General features: G+C 64.8%; 20 protein-coding genes and 2 pseudogenes. 10 read left to right on the forward strand and 12 right to left on the reverse strand.

Features of this window, described 5'->3' with window-relative positions:
* Positions 1 to 47: 47 nt before the first annotated feature.
* Positions 48 to 761 (reverse strand): ParA family protein, encoded by a 714-nt coding sequence (locus AC5FRZ_RS02350; RefSeq protein WP_170093257.1) that lies wholly within the window; start codon positions 759 to 761, stop codon positions 48 to 50.
* Between the two features lie 47 nt (positions 762 to 808).
* Entirely contained in the window at positions 809 to 1,228 is a 420-nt protein-coding gene (locus AC5FRZ_RS02355) for an HIT family protein (RefSeq protein WP_153552151.1), read from the reverse strand.
* Between the two features lie 114 nt (positions 1,229 to 1,342).
* Between AC5FRZ_RS02355 and AC5FRZ_RS02360 the strand changes: the two genes are divergently transcribed.
* Positions 1,343 to 1,723: a secondary thiamine-phosphate synthase enzyme YjbQ gene (locus tag AC5FRZ_RS02360; protein ID WP_372479804.1), complete on the forward strand. Its 381-nt coding sequence runs from the start codon at positions 1,343 to 1,345 to the stop codon at positions 1,721 to 1,723.
* A gap of 74 nt (positions 1,724 to 1,797) precedes the next feature.
* Here AC5FRZ_RS02360 and AC5FRZ_RS02365 read toward each other — a convergent pair whose 3' ends face one another.
* Complete coding sequence (locus tag AC5FRZ_RS02365) at positions 1,798 to 2,433, reverse strand: IS6 family transposase (RefSeq protein WP_493563755.1); 636 nt, start codon at positions 2,431 to 2,433, stop codon at positions 1,798 to 1,800.
* Positions 2,434 to 2,553: 120 nt separating this feature from the next.
* Between AC5FRZ_RS02365 and AC5FRZ_RS02370 the strand changes: the two genes are divergently transcribed.
* The 4 genes from AC5FRZ_RS02370 to AC5FRZ_RS02385 all read left to right on the forward strand — a co-directional run bounded on the left by AC5FRZ_RS02370 (position 2,554) and on the right by AC5FRZ_RS02385 (position 5,995).
* Entirely contained in the window at positions 2,554 to 3,786 is a 1,233-nt protein-coding gene (locus AC5FRZ_RS02370) for a hypothetical protein (RefSeq protein WP_493563756.1), read from the forward strand.
* 175 nt (positions 3,787 to 3,961) lie between these two features.
* Positions 3,962 to 5,203, forward strand: a complete 1,242-nt coding sequence (locus AC5FRZ_RS02375) for a hypothetical protein (protein WP_493563757.1) — start codon at positions 3,962 to 3,964, stop codon at positions 5,201 to 5,203.
* An 80-nt stretch (positions 5,204 to 5,283) separates the two neighbouring features.
* Complete coding sequence (locus tag AC5FRZ_RS02380) at positions 5,284 to 5,643, forward strand: helix-turn-helix domain-containing protein (protein ID WP_493563758.1); 360 nt, start codon at positions 5,284 to 5,286, stop codon at positions 5,641 to 5,643.
* 1 nt (position 5,644) lies between these two features.
* Positions 5,645 to 5,995: a DUF7521 family protein gene (locus tag AC5FRZ_RS02385; protein WP_004061491.1), complete on the forward strand. Its 351-nt coding sequence runs from the start codon at positions 5,645 to 5,647 to the stop codon at positions 5,993 to 5,995.
* 282 nt (positions 5,996 to 6,277) lie between these two features.
* Here the strand turns inward: AC5FRZ_RS02385 and ileS are convergent, their stop codons facing one another.
* Both ileS and AC5FRZ_RS02395 read right to left on the reverse strand, forming a co-directional pair.
* Complete coding sequence (gene ileS / locus AC5FRZ_RS02390; protein ID WP_493563759.1) at positions 6,278 to 9,502, reverse strand: isoleucine--tRNA ligase; 3,225 nt, start codon at positions 9,500 to 9,502, stop codon at positions 6,278 to 6,280.
* An 87-nt stretch (positions 9,503 to 9,589) separates the two neighbouring features.
* Entirely contained in the window at positions 9,590 to 9,775 is a 186-nt protein-coding gene (locus tag AC5FRZ_RS02395) for a DUF4177 domain-containing protein (protein ID WP_170093261.1), read from the reverse strand.
* Between the two features lie 83 nt (positions 9,776 to 9,858).
* Here AC5FRZ_RS02395 and AC5FRZ_RS02400 point away from each other — a divergent pair.
* Positions 9,859 to 10,068: pseudogene (locus AC5FRZ_RS02400) on the forward strand (uracil-DNA glycosylase); the annotation flags it as partial.
* 833 nt (positions 10,069 to 10,901) lie between these two features.
* Here AC5FRZ_RS02400 and AC5FRZ_RS02405 read toward each other — a convergent pair.
* Entirely contained in the window at positions 10,902 to 11,165 is a 264-nt protein-coding gene (locus tag AC5FRZ_RS02405) for a hypothetical protein (RefSeq protein ID WP_170093262.1), read from the reverse strand.
* A gap of 166 nt (positions 11,166 to 11,331) precedes the next feature.
* Positions 11,332 to 11,926 (reverse strand): annotated as a pseudogene (locus AC5FRZ_RS02410) (IS6 family transposase).
* A gap of 299 nt (positions 11,927 to 12,225) precedes the next feature.
* Between AC5FRZ_RS02410 and AC5FRZ_RS02415 the strand changes: the two are divergent.
* Positions 12,226 to 13,047 (forward strand): bacteriorhodopsin, encoded by an 822-nt coding sequence (locus AC5FRZ_RS02415; protein WP_493563760.1) that lies wholly within the window; start codon positions 12,226 to 12,228, stop codon positions 13,045 to 13,047.
* Positions 13,048 to 13,134: 87 nt separating this feature from the next.
* Here AC5FRZ_RS02415 and AC5FRZ_RS02420 read toward each other — a convergent pair whose 3' ends face one another.
* A complete protein-coding gene (locus AC5FRZ_RS02420) occupies positions 13,135 to 13,308 on the reverse strand; it encodes a hypothetical protein (protein WP_170093264.1) in 174 nt (57 codons plus the stop codon).
* 193 nt (positions 13,309 to 13,501) lie between these two features.
* Between AC5FRZ_RS02420 and recJ the strand changes: the two genes are divergently transcribed.
* Positions 13,502 to 14,980, forward strand: a complete 1,479-nt coding sequence (recJ, locus tag AC5FRZ_RS02425) for a RecJ family nuclease (protein WP_493563761.1) — start codon at positions 13,502 to 13,504, stop codon at positions 14,978 to 14,980.
* A gap of 25 nt (positions 14,981 to 15,005) precedes the next feature.
* Complete coding sequence (locus tag AC5FRZ_RS02430) at positions 15,006 to 15,245, forward strand: hypothetical protein (RefSeq protein ID WP_153552145.1); 240 nt, start codon at positions 15,006 to 15,008, stop codon at positions 15,243 to 15,245.
* A 5-nt stretch (positions 15,246 to 15,250) separates the two neighbouring features.
* Here AC5FRZ_RS02430 and AC5FRZ_RS02435 read toward each other — a convergent pair whose 3' ends face one another.
* The 4 genes from AC5FRZ_RS02435 to AC5FRZ_RS02450 form a co-directional block, all read right to left on the reverse strand.
* Positions 15,251 to 15,658, reverse strand: a complete 408-nt coding sequence (locus tag AC5FRZ_RS02435) for a DUF8057 family protein (protein ID WP_372479797.1) — start codon at positions 15,656 to 15,658, stop codon at positions 15,251 to 15,253.
* A complete protein-coding gene (locus AC5FRZ_RS02440; RefSeq protein WP_372479796.1) occupies positions 15,655 to 16,341 on the reverse strand; it encodes an RAD55 family ATPase in 687 nt (228 codons plus the stop codon). The genes AC5FRZ_RS02435 and AC5FRZ_RS02440 overlap by 4 nt, the downstream gene beginning before the upstream one ends.
* A 136-nt stretch (positions 16,342 to 16,477) precedes the next feature.
* Positions 16,478 to 16,720, reverse strand: a complete 243-nt coding sequence (locus AC5FRZ_RS02445; RefSeq protein WP_372479795.1) for a DUF7577 domain-containing protein — start codon at positions 16,718 to 16,720, stop codon at positions 16,478 to 16,480.
* Between the two features lie 85 nt (positions 16,721 to 16,805).
* On the reverse strand, positions 16,806 to 17,708 hold the full coding sequence (locus AC5FRZ_RS02450) for an acyltransferase (RefSeq protein ID WP_372479794.1): 903 nt from the start codon (positions 17,706 to 17,708) through the stop codon (positions 16,806 to 16,808).
* A gap of 159 nt (positions 17,709 to 17,867) precedes the next feature.
* Between AC5FRZ_RS02450 and AC5FRZ_RS02455 the strand changes: the two genes are divergently transcribed.
* A complete protein-coding gene (locus AC5FRZ_RS02455) occupies positions 17,868 to 18,878 on the forward strand; it encodes a CPBP family intramembrane glutamic endopeptidase (RefSeq protein ID WP_493563762.1) in 1,011 nt (336 codons plus the stop codon).
* Positions 18,879 to 18,987: the final 109 nt, after the last annotated feature.

An 18,987-nucleotide genomic window follows, 5' to 3' on the forward strand; every position in this document is an offset into this window, starting at 1 on the left:
CGTCCGATTGCCGGTCGCGATTCGACACGGCGGGCGAGCCAGCGGTGTCAGCTCAGCAGCCCCTCCTCCGGGAAGTCGAGATCGAGCGAACAGCGACAGAGCGCTTCGGTCATGGTCGCGACGGCGGGTGCGAACTCGGTGTCGGGATCGATCGCGGTCGGCTCCGTCACGCCACGTTCGGCGGCGGGAAGCTCGTAGTCCGCCGACAGCGCCGTCTCGCCGTCGGCGAACGTCCCGACCACCGCGTCGGCGTCGAATCCAAGGTCGACGAGTCGGCCGCGCATCCGGGGGAGGTGGTCGTTGCCCCGCCGCGTCGCCGGTGCGACGAGCGCTCGCCGATCGGCCCCCCGGACCGCTGCGACGGCCTGGTTGTCGGCCACCGGGGGCACGTCCAGCAACACGTGATCGTACTGTCCCGCGGCGTGGTCGATACACGTCTCCAGTCGCTGTGCCGCGTCGACCGTCTTGGCGCGTGCGAGTCGCTCGAACGGTGCGTGAGCGGGGTACAGTGCCACCTCGCCGTCCAGCTCGGGCCACCCCGGAATGGCCGCTTCCGAGAAGCCGGTCTCCTCGACCAGAACCGCCGTGAGATCGGGGTCCAGTCGTCCCTCGACGTAGGTCGACAGTCCCTGTGTGCCGAGCGCGGCGTCGAGGACGGCGACCGAGTGGCCGTCCCGCGCCAGCGTCGCCGCGGTCTCGACGACGGTGCGTGTCGTGCCGACGCCGCCAGCGACGCCGACGAACGCGAGCGTGTCTGCCATCGTAATATTCGGTCGCTCGCCACAGGATAAAAAGGGCCGGACTCCGGCTACGGCTCGATCGCCGCTTCGATCTCGTCGAGTTCCTCGTCCGAGAGGTCGGGCCGGGAGCCGAACATCGCGTGGATCGGACCGCCGCCGTCGCCCTCGAAGCGGGGGACGACGTGGGCGTGGACGTGGGGGACCTCCTGGCCGGCGTCCTCGCCGTTGTTGAAGGCGACTGTCGTGGCCGGTGCGTCGACGGCGGCCTCGACGGCCGGGACGACCTCGTGAAGCGCGCTGTACAGGCCCGTCGCTTCCGCGGCCGGCACGTCGTCGAGGCGCTCGTGATGGTTTTTCGGGATCACGAGCGTGTGGCCGCGAGCCAGCGGGTTCGCGTCGAGGAACGCGACGGCGTCGTCGGTCTCGTGGACGATTCGGCCGGGGATGTCGCCCTCGACGATCGAACAGAAGATGCAGTCCTCACTCATATCTTCCCGTGCGTCCGGCGACCAAATCAAAGTTCGCCACTCGCCCGTCGGTGCTCGCGACGATCGCTCGCAGATACCGACCGGTTCACGGTCCCCGCCGTCCACGTCTGGGACATGCCGACGTTCACAGTCGAGACGGACCGTCGCTGTCAGGCCGTCGACGTGACCGAACGAGTCGAGTCGGCGCTGCCCGCCGACGCGAACGGAACCGCGACGATCTTCGTGCAACACACGACGGCCGGCGTCGCCGTCAACGAGGCGGAGTCTCGTCTGCTCGGTGACTTCGAGTCGATGCTGACCGATCTCGTGCCCGACGACGGGTGGGACCACGATCGACTCGACGGCAACGCCGACGCCCACCTGCGGACGCTGTTGCTCGGACCGGGCGAGACCGTTCCGGTCGACGACGGCGACCTCTCGCTCGGGACCTGGCAGTCCGTGTTGCTCGTGGAGTGTGACGGGCCACGAGAGCGGACGGTGACGGTTCGAGCGTGAGGGCGGATCGTCCGATACGTTCGGGCTGCTTCTCAGACGGCGTATAAATCCTTCGCCGATGCTTGCGGTCGTGTTTAGTTTGGAGCATTGTGCCAGCTGGCGAAGGCTTGGAGCCAATTTTCGGCTGTCTCCGGTTCGACGTGACTGAAGCAGTTCGAAAACGACGAGGTTCGGCGCTTCAGTTCTCGGAAAATCCGTTCGACAGTATTCCGATTTCCGTGGCGAGATATTTGAAATCGCAGTCCTGAACGTTGTAGCGCAGTTTGGAGGTGTTGAGCGCCATCAACGAGAAATTCGGCAGTTTCGACATCGTGTTTCTGCCGGAGTTCGCGCAGGAAGATTTCGGTGAGGGCAGTCGTGGTAGTCGAAAAGAGACGAACGTGAAGCAGATCGTTTGTGGCGGGATCTGCGGCGGCGTACAGCCAAAATTGCTCGTCGTTGATCCGAATCACTGTTTCATCCACCGCAACTTGATTCGGAGATCGGCCAGATTCTGGCTGTAGATCGGCTTTCTGAACCCAATCGTGGATCGCCTTCCGACTGCGTTGGACACCCAAAGCTTCGAGCAAATCGACGGTATTCGACAGCGAGAGTCCCGCAAGATGGGACTGAATACCCAGCGCCATCGCCGGTTCGGGTGTCCGCTCACGCTCCATAAAATCCAAATCAATCCACTCTCTACTCCCACTGAGGCGGGTGATTTCTGGCATAGAGCACCAAGAAATTCTCCCGCCTCACTTTTCACGCTTAACTAAACACGACCATGCTTGCCGGCGCGCGGTCGACGACCCGGTATAAAGGTGACCGGCTGTCATCGATTACGTACCACGATGGTTCCACTAGACGACTCCTCCCGGTCGACGCGTCGCTCGGTGCTCCACCGCGGCGCGACGGCCGTCGCGATCGGGCTGACAACCGGCCTCAGTGGCTGTAGCGGTCTCCCGCCACTCGGCGACAAGCCCCAGTACGGCCGCGTCGACATCCCCGACCCCGGCCCGCCGGAGTACCGCCGCTGGCTCCCTGCAGGGTGGGACAGCGACACGGACGAAGACTGGTTCCTCACCTACGTCGAACCCGGACCGTTCGACGGCCCGGTCCCCGAGGAGTTGGTCTCTCGCCGGGCCGTCCAGCGCCGGGACCTGGAGTACCTCGGGATCGGCTACGAGAACTACGACAGCCTCACGCGTACGACCCTCGCCACCGTGCGAGAGGGGACGTTCTCGGCTGACACGGTTCGGTCCGCCCTCGCAGACAGTGGCTACGAGCCCGACGGCACGTACCGCGACTACGATCTGTACGCTCGCTCGGACATCTCGCGCCGAGTGGCCGTCCGGGACGGTGTCGTCGTCTCGACGAGCGCGTCGCTCCACAGGACGCCGGACCTGGAGGCGACGATCGACGCCGGAGACGGACAGACGGAGCGGTATCACGAGGTCGATCCCATATTCGAAGCGGTCACCGACGCGGTCGGTGCCAGCCGACTGCTGTCGATCGGCGACCACCCGAGTCTCAATCCGACCGTCGCTGCCCTCGGTGCCGACGCGTTTCGGGTCGACGGGGACGCTGCGTACCACGTCCTGCTCGAACAGTATCCGGAGACGGTCGAACAGCCCGGCGAGCGGATGAAAACCGCCATCGAAGACGAGCACTACACCGGTATGGCGGCGGCCGACACCATCGACATCGGCGTCGACGGCCGGCTGGCGACGGCCGGCGCTCGCGTTCCGCTGCAACCGGACGAGCCCCGCGACTTCGTCCACGATCCGCCCCAGATCACGTGGGGCGTGGCCTTCGACGCGGAGACCAGTACGGTTACGCTCCGCTACGAGCTCGGTCCCGAACTCGACGCAGACCGCCTGTGGTACGATCTCGTGCCCGTCGACGCGGTCAACCGGATCGAGAACCAGCCGCTCTGGCCGGATCGAGACACTGTCGGACCGGGCGACGAGACGACCGTCGAGATGAGCGACCGTCCAGACGCCGACGGCGTCGACGTGCGCTGGGGGCCGAAAGACGACCCCGGAATGCGACTGTTCAGCTACGTGCCCCAACGTACCGAGTGATTCTGGGGCGCTGTCTGCCCGTCATGCATCTCGTTGTCGCTGATGACACACTTCGTGATGGCCGTCTCGGCGAGTGACTGATCGATTCTGTATATAAATCCTTCGTCGATGTTTGCCAGTACGCGGTCGACGACCCGATATAAAGGTGACTGGCTGTCATCGAGGACATGCCACAATGGTTCCACCAGATGACGCCTCCCGGCCGACACGTCGCTCGTTTCTCAACGGCGGCGCGACGGCCGTCGCGATCGGTGTGTCTACTGCTCTGAGTGGTTGCACTGGCAACTTACCACCGCTCAGCAGCAAGCTCCGGTACGGAAACGTCGATGTTCCCGACGCCGGTCCACCGAAGTACCGTCGCTGGGTCCCAGCAGATCGGGGTAGCGAAACCGACGAGGGCTGGATCGTCACCTACGCCGAACCCGGTCCATTCGACGGCCCCGTTCCAGAGGAGTTCGTCGCCAGACGAGGGTTCCTCAAGATGGAACTGGACCACTTCGGGATCGGCTACGAGAACTACGACAGCCTCACGACTACGAACCTCGCCACGGTGATCGAGGCGGATTTCACGGCCGACGACGTGGCGTCGACGCTCGCGGACACCGGCTACGAGCCGGACGGCTCGTATCGCGGCTACGACGTGTACTCCCGTTCGGACGTGCGCAGACGGGCTGCGGTGCGGGACGGTGTCATCGTGTGGGCGAGTGCGTACAGACACGACGACCCCGACATCGAGGCGACGATCGACGCCGGACACGGCCACAGTCGCCAGTACCACGAAGCGAGTGAGGCGTTCGCGGCGGTCACCGACGCGGTCGGCGCGAGCCGACTGCTGTACATCGGCGGCTCCCATCCGGGACTCAACTCCGGCATTGCCGAACTCGGTGCCGACGCGTTTCGGATCGACGACGGTGTCGCCTACCAGCTGTTGATCGAATGGTACGAAAACGCCAGCGCAGGCTCCGAAGATCAGATGCAGCGTGCCCTCGAACAGCAGCAACACGAACTCACGAAGGAGGCAAAAACTATCGACATCAAGGACGACGGCCACTTCGCGACGGTCACTGCTCGGGTACCGACCCGGCCGGGTCGCGAGCGTGATCCGATGGACGACCTGCCTCAGATCACGTGGGGTGGACGCTTCGATGCCGCGACTCGAACCGTCTCCCTTCGTCACGAGGCCGGTGAGTCGGCCGATTCGGATCTGATCTGCTACGACATCGACACGCCCGAGGACAGGGGAGAGGTCGAGAAGAAACCGCTCTGGCCGGACCAGCACACCGTGAGTGCCGGTGACGAGACGACCGTCGACCTGAGCGACGAGCCCACCGCAGAGGGAATCAGCGTGGTGTACGGTCCGCAAGACGACGTTAGCTTCCGAATGCTATTCACGCTGCCACTGGAGGCCGACCGATGAGCGCCACGATCGCGCCTCGTCTCACACCCTCGCAAGCGGCACGCCCTCGGACAGCCGAGGACAAAATACTTGTTCCACGTATGTCAGACGATCCTGTGGACGAGGACCCAGACGTTGCCGATATCGTCGCCTTGCTCGACGACGAGCACGTTCGGTCGATCCTCGTCGCGACGAGTGGGGAACCGCTGTCGGCCAAGGAACTCGGCGAGCGCTGCGATCTCTCGGTGTCGTCGATCTATCGACGGGTCGACGAACTCTGTGACTGTGATCTGCTTATCGAGCGAACGCGACCGCGCCGCGACAGCCACCACGAGACGGTGTACGTCTCGACGCTCGATCGGTTCGAGCTGACGATCCGCGACGGCGAACTGGACTGGACGATCGACCGGGCAGAGAGCGATCCGGCCGACGAGCTCTCGCGTATGTGGGGGAAACTCTGAGATGGACCTCTTCAGCGCGCTCACCGACCTCTTCGGTATTGTCGGCCTCGCTGCCGGGGTGGCAGCGACCGGCTCTGCCCTCGTTGGCCTCTACATCGGCGGCCAGGCCTATCGCGGGCTCCGACGCAACGACGACCCCTCCATGCGGTACCTCTCGATCGGGATGATCCTGCTCTTCGGCGTGACGTACGTCCTGGCGGTGGCTGGACAGGGACTCTTCATGTTCCGCATCGCTCCGATCCGCTACCAGAACGTGTTCCGACTGATCGTCCGCCTCCTCCAGTTTGGCGGACTCCTCTTGATCGCCTACTCCCTGCGTATCGCGACCGACGATCGGTCGACGCCCCCATAGCCGCCCACAACCGCTGACGCCCCCCTCCACCACGTTCCGACCGATCCCTCCTCTGGGCCGCCGCTAACTCTCTGACTCGCTCGTCTTCGCAGGCCGCGACGAGAGTGGGACACTCCCGACGGTCGCGTGCTGTGCTAGTCGCTCGCGTCGGCCGCGGCGATTGCCTCGATCGCGATCTCGCATCCACCTTTTTCCGCTTCGGGTTCGCTCGCTCTGCTCCCGAACCACTCGCGCAAAAACGTGGGCGAAAAAGCAGCACGCTCCCGGTGGTCGCGTGCTGTGCTAGTCGCCCGCGTCGGCCGCGGCGATTGCCTCGATCGCGATTTCCATCTCGACGCCTTCGACGTCCCAGGTCTTGCGGTGGCCGTCGTCGACGGTCGCGAACTCGTCGGCACGAACCTCCTCGGCGATGAGCGTCTCGTGTTCCCGGACGAGGTCGTCGATGCGGTCGTCGGCCACCGCCAGATCCAGCCGGATCCGCTCTTCGAGGTCCAGTTCCAGGTCCTTGCGCATCTCCTGGACGCGGCGGATGACCTCGCGGGCGTACCCCTCGCTCTCGATGTCCTCGGTCAGCGTGGTGTCGACGTAGACGACGCCGTGGCCGCCCAGTGCCTCGAAGTCGGTGCTCGCGACGCCTTCCGGAGTCTCGCGGCGGAACGACACCATCTCGTCGGTGAGCTCGATCGACTCGCCGAGCGCGTCCGAGACGGCCGCTTCCAGCGTTTCGAGGCTGGCCTCGTCGACACGGGCCTCGTTGAGTGCGTTCATCACGCGGCCGGCGTCGTCGCCGAACGCCGGGCCGAGTTCGCTCATGTCGGCTTCCGCGGAGTAGGCCAGTTCGCCCCAGGCGTCGCCGCCGCCGACGATCTCGACGGTGCGGGCGTTGAGCCGGTCGGCGACGAGGTCGGTGTGGGCCTCGATGGCATCGGTAACGTCGTCGCTGTCGGTGTCGATCACGACGCGCGTGACCGGCCAGCGGAGCTTGCGTTCGGCCTGTTGGCGGGCGTTCGAGCCGGCCTCCTCGACGGCGCGGGCGACGGCGACCTCGTCTTCGAGGGTGGGATCTCGCAGGTCGTCGTCGGCCGTCGGCCAGTCGCACATGTGGACCGTCGGATGTTCCGTTTCGCCGGTGAGCGTGCCGTAGATCTCCTCGGCGACGAACGGCGTGAACGGTGCCAGCAGCGCGACGACCTCGCGGAGCACGCGGTACAGCGTCGCGTAGGCGGCTCGCTTGGACTCGCTGTCGTCCTCTTCCCACATGCGCTCGCGGACCAGCTGGACGTAGTAGCGGGACACGTCTTCGACGACGAACTCGAGGACGCCCTCGATGGCGTCGTCTTGCCGGAACTCCTCCATCGCCTCCGTCGCTTCGGCCTCGACCGTCTGGAGCCGCGAGAGCACCCACTCGTCGGCCAGGTCCAGCGTCACGTCGTCGACGGTCGTCGCTTCCGGGTCGAACCCGTCCATCCGCATGTACGGCAGCGGGAAGCGAAAGACGTTCCAGAGGATGTTGAGCCGTCGCTGCATCTCCTGGGTCCCGTCGTACGAGAAGTTCATGTCCTCTCCGCGGGCCGCGAGCGACAGGAGGAATGCTCGCATCGGGTCCGCGCCGTAGTCGTCGATGACCTCGCCGGGATCGACGCGGATGTCCTTGGACTTGCTCATCGCGCGCCCGTCGGGCATCAGCGCGTGGCCGTGCATCACGACGCGCTCGTAGGGACTCGCGCCGACCGCCGCCGTCCCCATCCCAAGCTGGGACCAGAACCACCCGCGGGTCTGGTCGTGGGCCTCGATGATGAGGTCGGCGGGCCACAGCTCGTCGAAGGCCTCGCTCTCGGAGGGGTAGTCGATCGTCCCCCACGTCGCGACGGCGGAGTCGAGCCACACGTCGAACACGTCCGGCACCCGCTCGTAGGTGATTCCCTCCTCGGTGATCGTCAGGTCGTCGACGGTGTCCTTGTGGAGGTCGACGGTCTCGGGGTCGATCTCCTGGTCGACGCGCTCGGCCAGCTGCTCGCGGTCGCCGACGACGATGGCGTCGTCCATGTCGCCGCTCCACTCGACGGGCTCGCCGTCGGCGTCCTCGCTGGGCAGCCAGATCGGGACGGGCGTCCCCCAGTAGCGCTGGCGGGAGACGTTCCAGTCGGGGGCCTCCTCGACGAAGTTCCGGAACCGGTTCTCGCGGGCCTCGTGGGGGTACCACTCCGAGTCGTCGATGTTGTCCAGCAGGTCGTCTTTGATGTCCGTGATCGTGATGAACCACTGGTCGGTGACGATCTGGACGATGCCCGTGTCACAGCGCCAGCAGTGGCCGTAGCTGTGTGTCGTCGTCTCGGCGGCCAGCATCCGATCGCGGGCTTCGAGGTCGTCGATGATCTGCTCGTCGGCGTCTTTGACGAACTGACCTTCGTACCTGCCGGCAGCCTCGTCGTAGACGCCGTCGGGACCGACCGGACAGAAGATCTCCAGCCCGAGTTCGCGCCCGCGCTCGAAGTCCTCCTCGCCGTGGCCAGGTGCGGAGTGGACCAGCCCGGTCCCCTCGCCCTCGGTGTCGACGTACGGGGCTTCGTACACCTGTCCCGCACCCTCGCCGTCGGGTGCGTCGGGCACTTCCTCGCGAAGCGGGTGGTCGTACTCCCAGCCGAGCAGGTCCTCGCCGCTCAGCTCCTCGACGATCTCGTAGTCGTCGTACCGACCCGCCCGGAGCACCTCGTCGACTTTCGGCTCGGCGACGTACAGCAGTTCGGTCTCGCCGTTCTGTGTCGCCTCGACGCCGACGTAGCTCCCCTCGCCGTCGACCGCGACGAAGGTGTTGGCCGGGATCGTCCACGGCGTCGTCGTCCAGACGACCAGGTTTCCCTCCCGGTCGGCGAGGTCGAACTTCACGTAGATCGACGGGTCCTCCACGTCCTCGTACTCGACCTCGTTGTTGGCGATGGCGGTCTCACAGCGGGGACACTGGGTGATCGAGCGCTGGCCCTGCTCGACGAGATCGCGCTCGTGGGCGCTGGCGAAGCCCCACCAGGCGGCTTCCATGTACTCGGGTTCGACTGTCCGGTATGGATCGTCCCAGTCCATCCAGACGCCGAACGACTTGAAGTCCTCTTGCAGGCCTTCGAGGCTGTTCTCGGCGAACTCCCGGCAGGCGTCGACGAAGTTCTCGACGCCGAACGCCTCGATGTCCTTCTTGTTCCGGAAGTCTTTCTCCTCCTCGACTTTGGTCTCGATGGGCAGGCCGTGCATGTCGTAGCCCGGCCGGTCGGTCACGTCGTAGCCACACATCCGCTTGTAGCGGATGTACACGTCCTTGAGGCTCTTGTTCCAGGCGTGGCCCATGTGGGCCGAGCCCGAGGTGTAGGGCGGTCCGTCGACGAAGAAGAAGTCCTCGCCGTCGGCCCGGTGCTCCACTGTCTTCTCGTAGGCGTCGACGTCGTCCCAGTACTCGAAGACCCGCTCCTCGACCGCGGCGGGGTCGTACTGGTCGTCGACGGGGGCGAAGCGTTCCATACCCGAGTACTGCGACGCCGGGACTAAAGGACAATCGGTTGTGTGTGACTCCTTTGGCGGGACACGCCGAGACGCCCGGCCGACCCGCTACACCTCGCGCTGGAGCAGGAGACTGACTGTCTCGCCGGTCTTGTCGGTGATCGGGGCGGCAACGTCCCACCCCTCCGCACCGAGTTCGTTCAGCTCTTCCATCGGCGGGCTGACGTCGCCGCCCAGGCCCGCGATCATCACCTCGCTGTTCACCTCGATCGTTCGGTACTCGTAGGAGGGCATACACCGACCAGCGGGGCCACCAGCGGCAAACCTCTTGTGGTCGGTCCGCCACCGCTTTGGCACCCAGGCCCCTGGCTCGTCGTGTGACCGCGTTCCCCGACGACGAGGACCGCCACGCACTCGCGTCCGACTGCCGGCGCTGTCCGGCGCTGATCGAGAGCCGGGAGTGCATCTCGTGGGGCAACGGCCCGCTGGACGCCGATCTGGTCGTCGTCGGTGAGGCACCCGGTGAGGGCGATCCCGACGCCGAGCGGTGGCGCGGCGGCAACTACACCGGGATGGCCTTGTGCTCATGATGACCATGACCACGTGGTGTTCGGTCCCCATTTGACTCGTGAATGATGCTCCGAGCGCTCTCGTTCACGGCGAGATTCTAACGAGGTCCATATGATGTCTGGAGATCCCAATATGCCCTCTCAGGGAGTGTCAGCGACTATGACGGCCTGTCCATCGTCGTCCCAGTAGTGAGACTTGACGTTTGTTGATATTGCGCCCAGCAGTCGCTGAATCAACCGGTTGCGGGTGGTCTGGTCATAATGAGCAACAGCGACCGAATTAGATGAGAAAGCCAGTAAAGACGGTCATCATACCGAGTAAAATGACTATTATCCCTTTGCCTTGCTGTACAAATCTTCCTCGGTCAGATAATTCAGAATCTGCAAATGAGTGGCCTGCCCCGAAATCAACCAGTTTCTGCGGATGTACGACGCTGTAACCTCCAGCCATGGATAACCCAAGCCCGAGGAGGACCACCGGAAGATTCACTATTATAACAGATGTGCTCAATCCAAATAAATACATGTATTATAAACGTGCTTTATAATGTAGCGGCCTTCCAATGATGGATTGACCACTTCACTCCACTTTTTCTTAGTCGGGGATCCTCGCCTCGCTCACGCTCACGCTCACTCCTCATACCCACTGGGTAGCTGTTCCAATCTGAGGGGGCTGAATGAAACCGTTGTCGTCCACATCATATGCCACCTCTCTGCGTACGGGTGCGAGGAGCCGACGACGCCGACACACGAGTCGTGCGCCGAGGAGGCGGAGGTGTCCGAACACGCCGTCTCGCCCGTCTTGTCGGTGATCGGAGCGGCCACGTCCCACCCCTCCGCACCGAGTTCGTTTAGCTCAAAATAAGAATAAGTAGATTATGTGACATTATTCCAAAACCTCCAGTGAATATCATTGCTTGACTAACGGCAAACTGGTCATCGTCCCCGAATTGATAGAGAATCACACCAAAGATAACCGCAGCTATCCCAATCGTTTTGAGATCGAAAAGAAATGCTCGGCGGATGATCCCAAGGGCCAGTCCCAAAAGGAGACCAACCTGAAGCGGCGGTTTAATTGACCCTCCGCCGAACGATCTGGATTCAGTCTTGCTCATGTTTTTCATGTAATTTCACAGTTGAATGAGCTTTTTGGCACTGTCTAGTTGAGGGATTGAGGGACGAGCAGGCCGTAGCGAGAACTGATCATGGAACTCGCAGACCTGCGCAGAGAAACGTTAGAAACGGACGATCAAGACGTTTGGAGAACGAGCGCGGTAGTGTTTAGTTTGGAGCATTGTGCCAGTTGACGAAGGCCCGGATCCAATTTTCGGCTGTTTCTGGTTTAAGTGGCTGAAGCAGTTCGAAAAGGACGAGATACGTCGCTTCAGTTCTCGGAAGATTCGTTCGTCAGCGTTCCGATTTTCGTGACGAGATCTCTGGAAATCGGGGTCCTGATCGTTGGAGTGGGGTTTGGAGGTGTTGAGCCTCGTCGACGAGGAAGATGGCAGCTTCGATGTCGTGTTTTTGCTGCAGTTCACGGAGAAAGATATCGGTGAGAACGGTGGTCGTCGTCGCAAAGAGGCGGACGTGAAGCAGTTCATTCGCTGCGGGATCGCCAGCGGCGTACAGCCAGAATTGCTGGTTGTTGATCCGAATCACTGTTTCGGCCAGCGCGACCTGATTCGGAGACCGACCAGAATCTGGCTGTCGATCGGCCTTCTGAACCCAGTCATAGATGACTTTCCGACTCCGTTGGACTCCCGGGGCGACGAGCAGATCGACGGTATTCGATAGTGGAGATCCTGCTCAGTGCAATTGAATACCCAGCGCCGTCGCCGGTTCAGGTGTCATCGCGCCCCACAAAACCCAAATCGATCTAGCCTTTACCACCGCTGAAGCGGCTGATTTCTGGCGTGGACACCAAGAAATCCGTCCGCCCCACTTTCCACGCTTAACTAAACACAACCCGGCTACCAGCGGCAAACGTCTTGTGGTGGTCCGTCACCGCGTTGTCGCCGACGGCTCCGTCCGCTGTGTGCTGCCCTTCCCGGAGACACGAGGACTACCTCGTCGCCATCGACGGGTAGCTCCGATCCTCGAACGGGAAAAATACGCGCCCGATACTGCCGGTTTGGTATCGCCTACTTAAGTCAGCCGGACGACACTGATACACACATGCCAGCAACCACCACCCTCTTGCAGGCCACACAGTCGGAGGCGGTCACGGCGATCGAGAACGACGTACTGTTGAGTTCGTCGCTGTGGGCGAACGTCGCCCTCGCCGGACTGGCGATCCTGCTGTTCGTGTACATGGGACGCAACGTCGAGGCCCCGCGGGCGAAGCTCATCTGGGGGGCGACGCTGCTGATCCCGCTGGTGTCGATCTCCAGTTACCTCGGCCTGCTCTCCGGGCTCACCGTCGGCTTCATCGAGATGCCGGCGGGACACGCACTGGCCGGCGAGGAGGTCATGAGCCAGTGGGGCAGATACCTCACGTGGGCGCTGTCGACGCCGATGATCCTGCTGGCGCTGGGGCTCCTGGCGGACGTCGACATCGGTGACCTGTTCGTCGTGATCGCGGCCGACATCGGTATGTGCGTGACCGGGCTGGCCGCGGCGCTGATCACGTCCTCGTACGGGCTCCGGTGGGCGTTCTACCTCGTCAGCTGTGCCTTCTTCCTCGTCGTGCTGTACGCCATCCTGGTCGAGTGGCCACAGAGCGCGACGGCGGCGGGCACCGACGAGATCTTCGGAACGCTGCGGGCGCTGACGGTGGTCCTGTGGCTCGGCTACCCGATCATCTGGGCCGTCGGTATCGAAGGGCTGGCGCTGGTCCAGTCGGTCGGGCTCACGTCGTGGGGGTACTCCGCGCTGGACATCGGCGCGAAGTACCTCTTCGCCTTCCTGCTGTTGCGCTGGGTCGCTGCGAACCAGGACGTCGTCGGACAGCCGACCCTCGGCACCCACTCCGAGGAGACGGCCCCGGCCGACGACTAACCTGTCGGCCGGCACCGCTACAACTATTCGTCACGGACAGACAGCCGACGCGAGACGGCCCGTCGCGACCGTCTCGCGCACTCGCGACTACTCGGCGAAGTAGCTGGTGAAAAAGCCCGAGAGGAACGACGAGATGGCGACTGCCAGCGCCATGTCGCCCAGTCCCCACGGTCCGTCGTCGTCGTCGGCCAATGCGACCGTGACGCCGACGCTGACGACCAGTGAGACGATTCCGTTGACGAGGTGCTTTCCGAAACCCATACGCCTCCTTCGTCGGCCAGTGTCTCCACTCTTTCGCCGCTCGTCGGGAACCGTTCGCGGCTCCGAGTACGCGACACTCGTGCCAGACGACGGCCAGGGGGCTCCCACGCCACGGTCGGCGGTCGTCTCGCTGTCGTCTCTTGCGAGGAGTGGACCGGAGATTTAAACCCGATCAGGGACCAACCTCGCGCCGATGGGACCAGTTCCCAACCTCGACGACGCTGCGACCGCGTGCGCCCAGCGCCTCTGTCGCGCGGACCGCGTACTATTGGCGTCACACATCGACGCCGACGGCCTGACCAGTGCCGCCGTCGCCTCGCTGGCACTGGAGCGGGCGGGGATCCCCTTCGAGGTCGTGTTCAAGAAGCAACTCGACGAGACCGAAATCGCCTCGATCGCCGCCCGCGAGTACGACACCGTCCTCTTTACCGACTTCGGCAGCGGGCAACTCGACGTGATCAGCGAGCACGAGCGAGCGGGCGACTTCGAGCCCGTGATCGCCGACCACCACCAGCCGGCCGTCGTCGACCGGCAAAGCCCGTCTGCCAGTGGGACGGAGTCCCGCGCTGCCGAGACGGAGTTTCACCTGAACCCGCTGCTCGTCGGCCTCGACGGGGCCTCGGAGCTGTCGGGTGCGGGCGCGAGCTACGTCCTCGCGCGGGCGCTGGCCGAGGTCGGCGAGACCGAGCCACCCGACGGGAACCGGGATCTGGCCGGTCTGGCCGTCGTCGGCGCTGTCGGCGACATGCAGGCCGTCGACGGCGAACTCGTCGGCGCGAACACCGGCATCGTCGAGGAGGGCGTCGCGGCCGGCGTCCTCGAAGAGGGGACCGATCTGACGCTGTACGGCAAGCAGACCCGGCCGCTGCCGAAGCTACTGGAGTACGCCACGGAGGTCCCGATCCCCGGCATCTCCAACGACGAGGCCGGCGCGATCCGGTTTCTCGAATCGCTCGGGCTCGACCTGAAGCGGTCCGGCGAGTGGCGCACGTGGGCGGACCTCACCGACGACGAACGCCAGACCGTCGCCAGCGCGCTGGTCCAGCGGGCCGTCGAGCGGGGCGTGCCCGCCGACGACATCCAGACGCTGATCGGGACGACGTACACGCTGACCGAGGAGCCGACGGGGACGGAGCTGCGCGACGCCAGCGAGTTCTCGACGCTGCTGAACGCGACCGCCCGCTACGAGCGTGCCGACGTGGGCCTGGCGGTGTGTCGTGGCGACCGCGAGGCCGCGCTCGACCGCGCCCAGACGCTGCTCTCGAACCACCGGCGGAATCTCTCGGAGGGACTGACGCTGATCCAGGAGCGGGGCGTGACCCACGAGGACAACGTCCAGTGGTTCGACGCGGGCTCGGCGATCCGCGAGACGATCGTCGGTATCGTCGCCGGCATGGCGCTTGGGACGGCCGACGTGGACGCCGACAAGCCGATCCTCGCGTTCGCCAGCAAGGACGACGACGAGACGAAAGTCTCCTCGCGCGGCACCGGCCCGCTCGTAGGTCGCGGCCTGGACCTCTCTGCGGTGATGCGCGAGGCGGCCCGTTCGGTCGGCGGCGACGGCGGCGGCCACGACATCGCGGCCGGTGCGACCGTCCCGGCGGGCAAAGAGCAGGCTTTCGTCGACGCCGCCGACGAGATCGTGGCCGACCAGCTCGGCAACAAGAGCTAACTACCTGCCTCACCGAATGCGGGTGATGGACGAACGGGACGTCTTCGACCTGCTACTCGTCGTCGGGGTGTCGCTGGCCGCGTACGTCCACGTCTACGGGCTCGCCGATCCGCTCGCGACCGCCGACGAGATCGCGGCCCTGCTGCTCGCGCTGGACGTACGGATCTACCTCGTGCTCGGCAGTGTCACGGGCGTGTTCTTCGTCGCCTACCTCGTGGTGTATCTCCCACAGAAAGACACCAACCGTTCGGTCCGGCGCTCCTAAGAGCGTCAGCGATCGAGAAAGTCCGGCAGATCGAGCGCCTCGGTGCTGTCGACGTCTTGCCGATCGAGGAGTTCGGTCGGATCGAGCGCCGAGGGGAGCCCGTCGCGACCGCCGGTCGGGCGCTCGTCGGGGTCGACGAGGATCGTCTCGCCCTTGACGAGGTCGGCCCAGACCGCGTCGCCGTCGGCGTCCGTCGACTCGGCGGCCGCACGGGCCTCCTGGCGGCCCTCTCGGTAGGCGAGTTCGACCATGCTCCGGTTGTAGTTGGTCCCCATCTCGTCGTAGATGGCCTCCAGTTCCTCGCGGTTGTACTCGCCGAGTCGCTCTGCGACGCCGATCGCGTAGGCCCGCTCGGTGGCCTCGTCCTTGTCGAGGGCGTCCCACTCGTCGTACTCGGCGTGGTACAGGCTCATGATTCCACTTTCTCGCTCGGGTGGACCCGGAGACCGGTGTCGGAGAAGCTGATCCGGCGGATGTCACAGTCGATGGCGGTGCCTCGCATCTTGATGACCTGGAGCCCGCGGGTCATGCTCCCGCCGTCGAGGAAGTTGTGGAAGAAGACGACGCCGTGAGCGAGGTAGTGCTCGTCGGAGTACGACGTGGGGTCGGTCATCTCGGAGATGAGCAAGACGGTCGCGTCGGTCTGTTTCAGCGCCGAGAGAAAGCCAGTGATCTCCTCGGAGACGTCCGTCAGAAAGTGCTGGAGCAACATCGTCGAGTCGACGACGACCCGTTCGACGTTGTTCTGCTCGATGAAGGCGACGAGGCGGCTCGTCAGTCCGCCCTCGGAACCGAACTGGGTGATCGTCCGCTTGCCGCTCTCGGTGACGAGGTTGAGAAACTGGATCGCGTCGGACTGCATCGCCCGGTCGAAGCCGAAGTCGTAGCCGGCCATGTCCTGCATCAACTCTTCTTTGGTCTCGTGCATCGTCACGTAGAGGCAGTCCTCGCCCCGCTTGGCTCCCTGTGTGATGAACTGTGCGCTGAACGTCGTCTTGCCGCTCCCGGGCGGACCGCTGATCACGTAGAGCCGGTTCTCCAGCAACCCACCTTCCACGAGTTCGTCGAATCCCGGCACACCACTCTCGAGTCGCATACCGCTAGTCACAGCGAATCACGTAATAGGTGTTTTCGCTCCGTTTTCACGCCTGATAACTCACAGACGTGAACCGAACGAAGGCGCGGGCGTCGACGGTCACGTCGGCCGGAGCGACGGTGGCCGACCTCGTCGGTCACTGGAGACGGGCCCCACACTGCCGGCAGTAGACGAACGCCGAGTCGTCCTCGTTGTGCGTGCCACACTCGCGACAGCGACCGCCGCCGGCAGCGGGGTCGACAGACGCCGGGGCGGCGGTGTCCACTCGGCTCGGCGTCGTGTCGGGCGCGGGATCGTCACGCTGGAAGTACCGGTAGAGCAGCAACTGCACCAGCCCGAACCCGAGGACGTACGCGACGAGCCAGAACACCACGTCCATACCGTGTGATTCGGTACCGAGGAACTTGGCTGTTTCGCCGGGTTCTCGGGAGTGATATTTCGACGGATCCCGTCGAACGGATTCCTCACCGATCGGGCGGGGACAGATCGCGACCGAACTCGTCGAACTGCGTGACGTCGTCGGGGACCGTCGTGTCGAGTTTGCGCTGGTCGCGCCGATCGACGTTGGCACCGTCGAGCGAGTCGGCGACGGACTCCCAGCCGTCCTTGATGGCGACGCTCTCCGCGGGGGTGCCGGCCGCGATGTGGTGGGCGGGCACGTCGCGACTGACCGACGACTTGGCCGCGAGAATCGAGTTCTCGCCCAGTCGGACGCCGGCCCGGACCATCGAGTCGTAGGTGACCCGAGCGTCGTCTTCGACGATCGTGTGGTAGTTGTCGACGTGGGTTTGGTCGACCGAATCGTGGTCGTGGGTGTAGACGTGGGCGTCGTCGGAGATGGAGACGCGGTCACCGATCGTCAACTTTCCGCGGTCGTCCAGGTGTACGTCGTCGTGGATCACGACGTTGTCACCGACGGTGATGTTGTGGCCGTAGGTGAACGTGATCCCCTTGAAAAATCGACAGCCGTCGCCGACTTCCTCGAAGAGGTGCTCAGCGATCATCCGGCGAAAGCGTAGCGCGAACTCGACGTTGTCGGCCATCGGCGTCGCGTCGAACTGCCGCCAGAGCCACTGGAGGTACTTCGACTCGGTGAACGCGTCCTCGTCTTTCTCCGCGTAGTACTCGCTCTCCAGGGTCGCGTTACAGGGGTCGTACCCCTGGAGACGGACCCGCTCGGCTGGCGACACGTCCTCGCCTGACTGCCATCGCTCGTAGGCCTCCCGGTCGCCGTGGAGGTCGATGAGCACGTCCTCGACGACGTCGCAGGTGTCCTCGTCGCTCGCGAGGCGCTCGTCGACCTCGGAGATGAACGCGCGCAGGCCCTCCTCGGCCAGCGGCGGCAGCGAGACGTGGCGCTTCGTCATACTGCGAGGATGGCGATGCCCGCTGATATGGGTTTCCGTTGCGTCGCCGTTACCGCCGAGTAACCCGGCGACGTAGCCGTAACGTGGCGATTGGGCCCTACAAATGTGGGGTTCCGAGAAGGGGAGCTACTTTGCCCTCGCCGCCCGCACCGTCGGCCAATGGCGCGATCGGATCTCATCATGGACGTACGCCGCGTGCTCGTGAACCCGCAGGAACGACGCCTGCGAGCGGGGTGGCGATTGCTCGTCGGACTACCGGTGCTCCTGTTCGTGCTGGCGGTCGCGGGCGTCGGTCAGCGGGCGTTACAGGCCGCACCGCTCACGGTGCCAGTGCTCGCGGGCGGGGCCGTCCTGGCGGGGGCGCTGTTGTCCTACGGTGCCGGGACGGGCACGCTGATCGGGCTCTCGTGGTGGCTCGGCGGGCGGACCCTCGCGGGACTGGGACTGGGCGGCGACGGCTGGTGGCGCAACCTCGGGTTCGGACTCCTCGTCGGGGTCGCGATGACGACGACGATCTTCCTCGTCGAGTTGAGCCTGGGGCTGATCGCCGTCGACGGCGTGCTCGTCGCGAGACAACCGAACCAGCTCGGCGTCGCCCTGCCGGCGCTGGTCGCCGTTCCCGTCACGCTCCTCTTTTTCGTCGGCGTCGGCGTCTTCGAGGAGGTGCTGACGCGTGGCTACCTGCTGCACAACGTCGCCGAGGGGCTGAGCGGTGTCGGACCGATCGGCAAGCGGGGCGCGATCGCGGCCGCGGCAGCCCTGACCAGCGCCGTCTTCGGCCTGTTGCACCTGACAAACCCCAGCACGACGCTGTTCTCGACGCTCAACATCACCGTCGTCGGCCTGTTTTTCGCCGCGACCTACGTCGTCACCGACGATCTGGGCATCCCGATCGGGATCCACATCACGTGGAACTTCTCGCTGTCCTCGCTGTATGGCTTTCCCGTCAGCGGACTCGCGATGCCGGGGACCGTCCTCTCGGTCCGTCAGACCGGCCCGACGCTGGTGACCGGCGGCACGTTCGGCCCGGAGGGCGGTCTGGTCTTCTATCTCGGGCTCGCGGTCGGGATCGCGCTCACCTGGTGGTGGGTCCGCCGAGTTGACGGCCCGGTGCGTTTCCGGACCGACATCGCCGACCCCGATCTGCGCGATCCGCCCCGGCCCGAGTGATACTGCCGGCTGTCACTGTTTCACGAGATTCGCGACCACGGGGTCGCAACATTCGTGACAGACGTACCGTCGGCAGTATGAGACCCGAGCAGCGCCGGTGTCCTCGGGT

The sequence above is a fragment of the Halomicrobium sp. HArcht1-1 genome, from assembly GCF_058933285.1.

Coding starts and splice junctions, on each gene's coding strand:
- AC5FRZ_RS02420 (WP_170093264.1), bottom strand. CDS start 13,308: ATGGGTTTCGGAAAGCACCTCGTCAACGGAATCGTCTCACTGGTCGTC.
- AC5FRZ_RS02395 (WP_170093261.1), bottom strand. CDS start 9,775: ATGCCCTCCTACGAGTACCGAACGATCGAGGTGAACAGCGAGGTGATG.
- AC5FRZ_RS02365 (WP_493563755.1), bottom strand. CDS start 2,433: ATGCCAGAAATCACCCGCCTCAGTGGGAGTAGAGAGTGGATTGATTTG.
- ileS (WP_493563759.1), bottom strand. CDS start 9,502: ATGGAACGCTTCGCCCCCGTCGACGACCAGTACGACCCCGCCGCGGTC.
- recJ (WP_493563761.1), top strand. CDS start 13,502: ATGGGACCAGTTCCCAACCTCGACGACGCTGCGACCGCGTGCGCCCAG.
- AC5FRZ_RS02355 (WP_153552151.1), bottom strand. CDS start 1,228: ATGAGTGAGGACTGCATCTTCTGTTCGATCGTCGAGGGCGACATCCCC.
- AC5FRZ_RS02440 (WP_372479796.1), bottom strand. CDS start 16,341: ATGCGACTCGAGAGTGGTGTGCCGGGATTCGACGAACTCGTGGAAGGT.
- AC5FRZ_RS02430 (WP_153552145.1), top strand. CDS start 15,006: ATGGACGAACGGGACGTCTTCGACCTGCTACTCGTCGTCGGGGTGTCG.
- AC5FRZ_RS02455 (WP_493563762.1), top strand. CDS start 17,868: ATGGCGCGATCGGATCTCATCATGGACGTACGCCGCGTGCTCGTGAAC.
- AC5FRZ_RS02360 (WP_372479804.1), top strand. CDS start 1,343: ATGCCGACGTTCACAGTCGAGACGGACCGTCGCTGTCAGGCCGTCGAC.
- AC5FRZ_RS02450 (WP_372479794.1), bottom strand. CDS start 17,708: ATGACGAAGCGCCACGTCTCGCTGCCGCCGCTGGCCGAGGAGGGCCTG.
- AC5FRZ_RS02370 (WP_493563756.1), top strand. CDS start 2,554: ATGGTTCCACTAGACGACTCCTCCCGGTCGACGCGTCGCTCGGTGCTC.
- AC5FRZ_RS02405 (WP_170093262.1), bottom strand. CDS start 11,165: ATGAGCAAGACTGAATCCAGATCGTTCGGCGGAGGGTCAATTAAACCG.
- AC5FRZ_RS02375 (WP_493563757.1), top strand. CDS start 3,962: ATGGTTCCACCAGATGACGCCTCCCGGCCGACACGTCGCTCGTTTCTC.
- AC5FRZ_RS02350 (WP_170093257.1), bottom strand. CDS start 761: ATGGCAGACACGCTCGCGTTCGTCGGCGTCGCTGGCGGCGTCGGCACG.
- AC5FRZ_RS02385 (WP_004061491.1), top strand. CDS start 5,645: ATGGACCTCTTCAGCGCGCTCACCGACCTCTTCGGTATTGTCGGCCTC.
- AC5FRZ_RS02445 (WP_372479795.1), bottom strand. CDS start 16,720: ATGGACGTGGTGTTCTGGCTCGTCGCGTACGTCCTCGGGTTCGGGCTG.
- AC5FRZ_RS02435 (WP_372479797.1), bottom strand. CDS start 15,658: ATGAGCCTGTACCACGCCGAGTACGACGAGTGGGACGCCCTCGACAAG.
- AC5FRZ_RS02380 (WP_493563758.1), top strand. CDS start 5,284: ATGTCAGACGATCCTGTGGACGAGGACCCAGACGTTGCCGATATCGTC.
- AC5FRZ_RS02415 (WP_493563760.1), top strand. CDS start 12,226: ATGCCAGCAACCACCACCCTCTTGCAGGCCACACAGTCGGAGGCGGTC.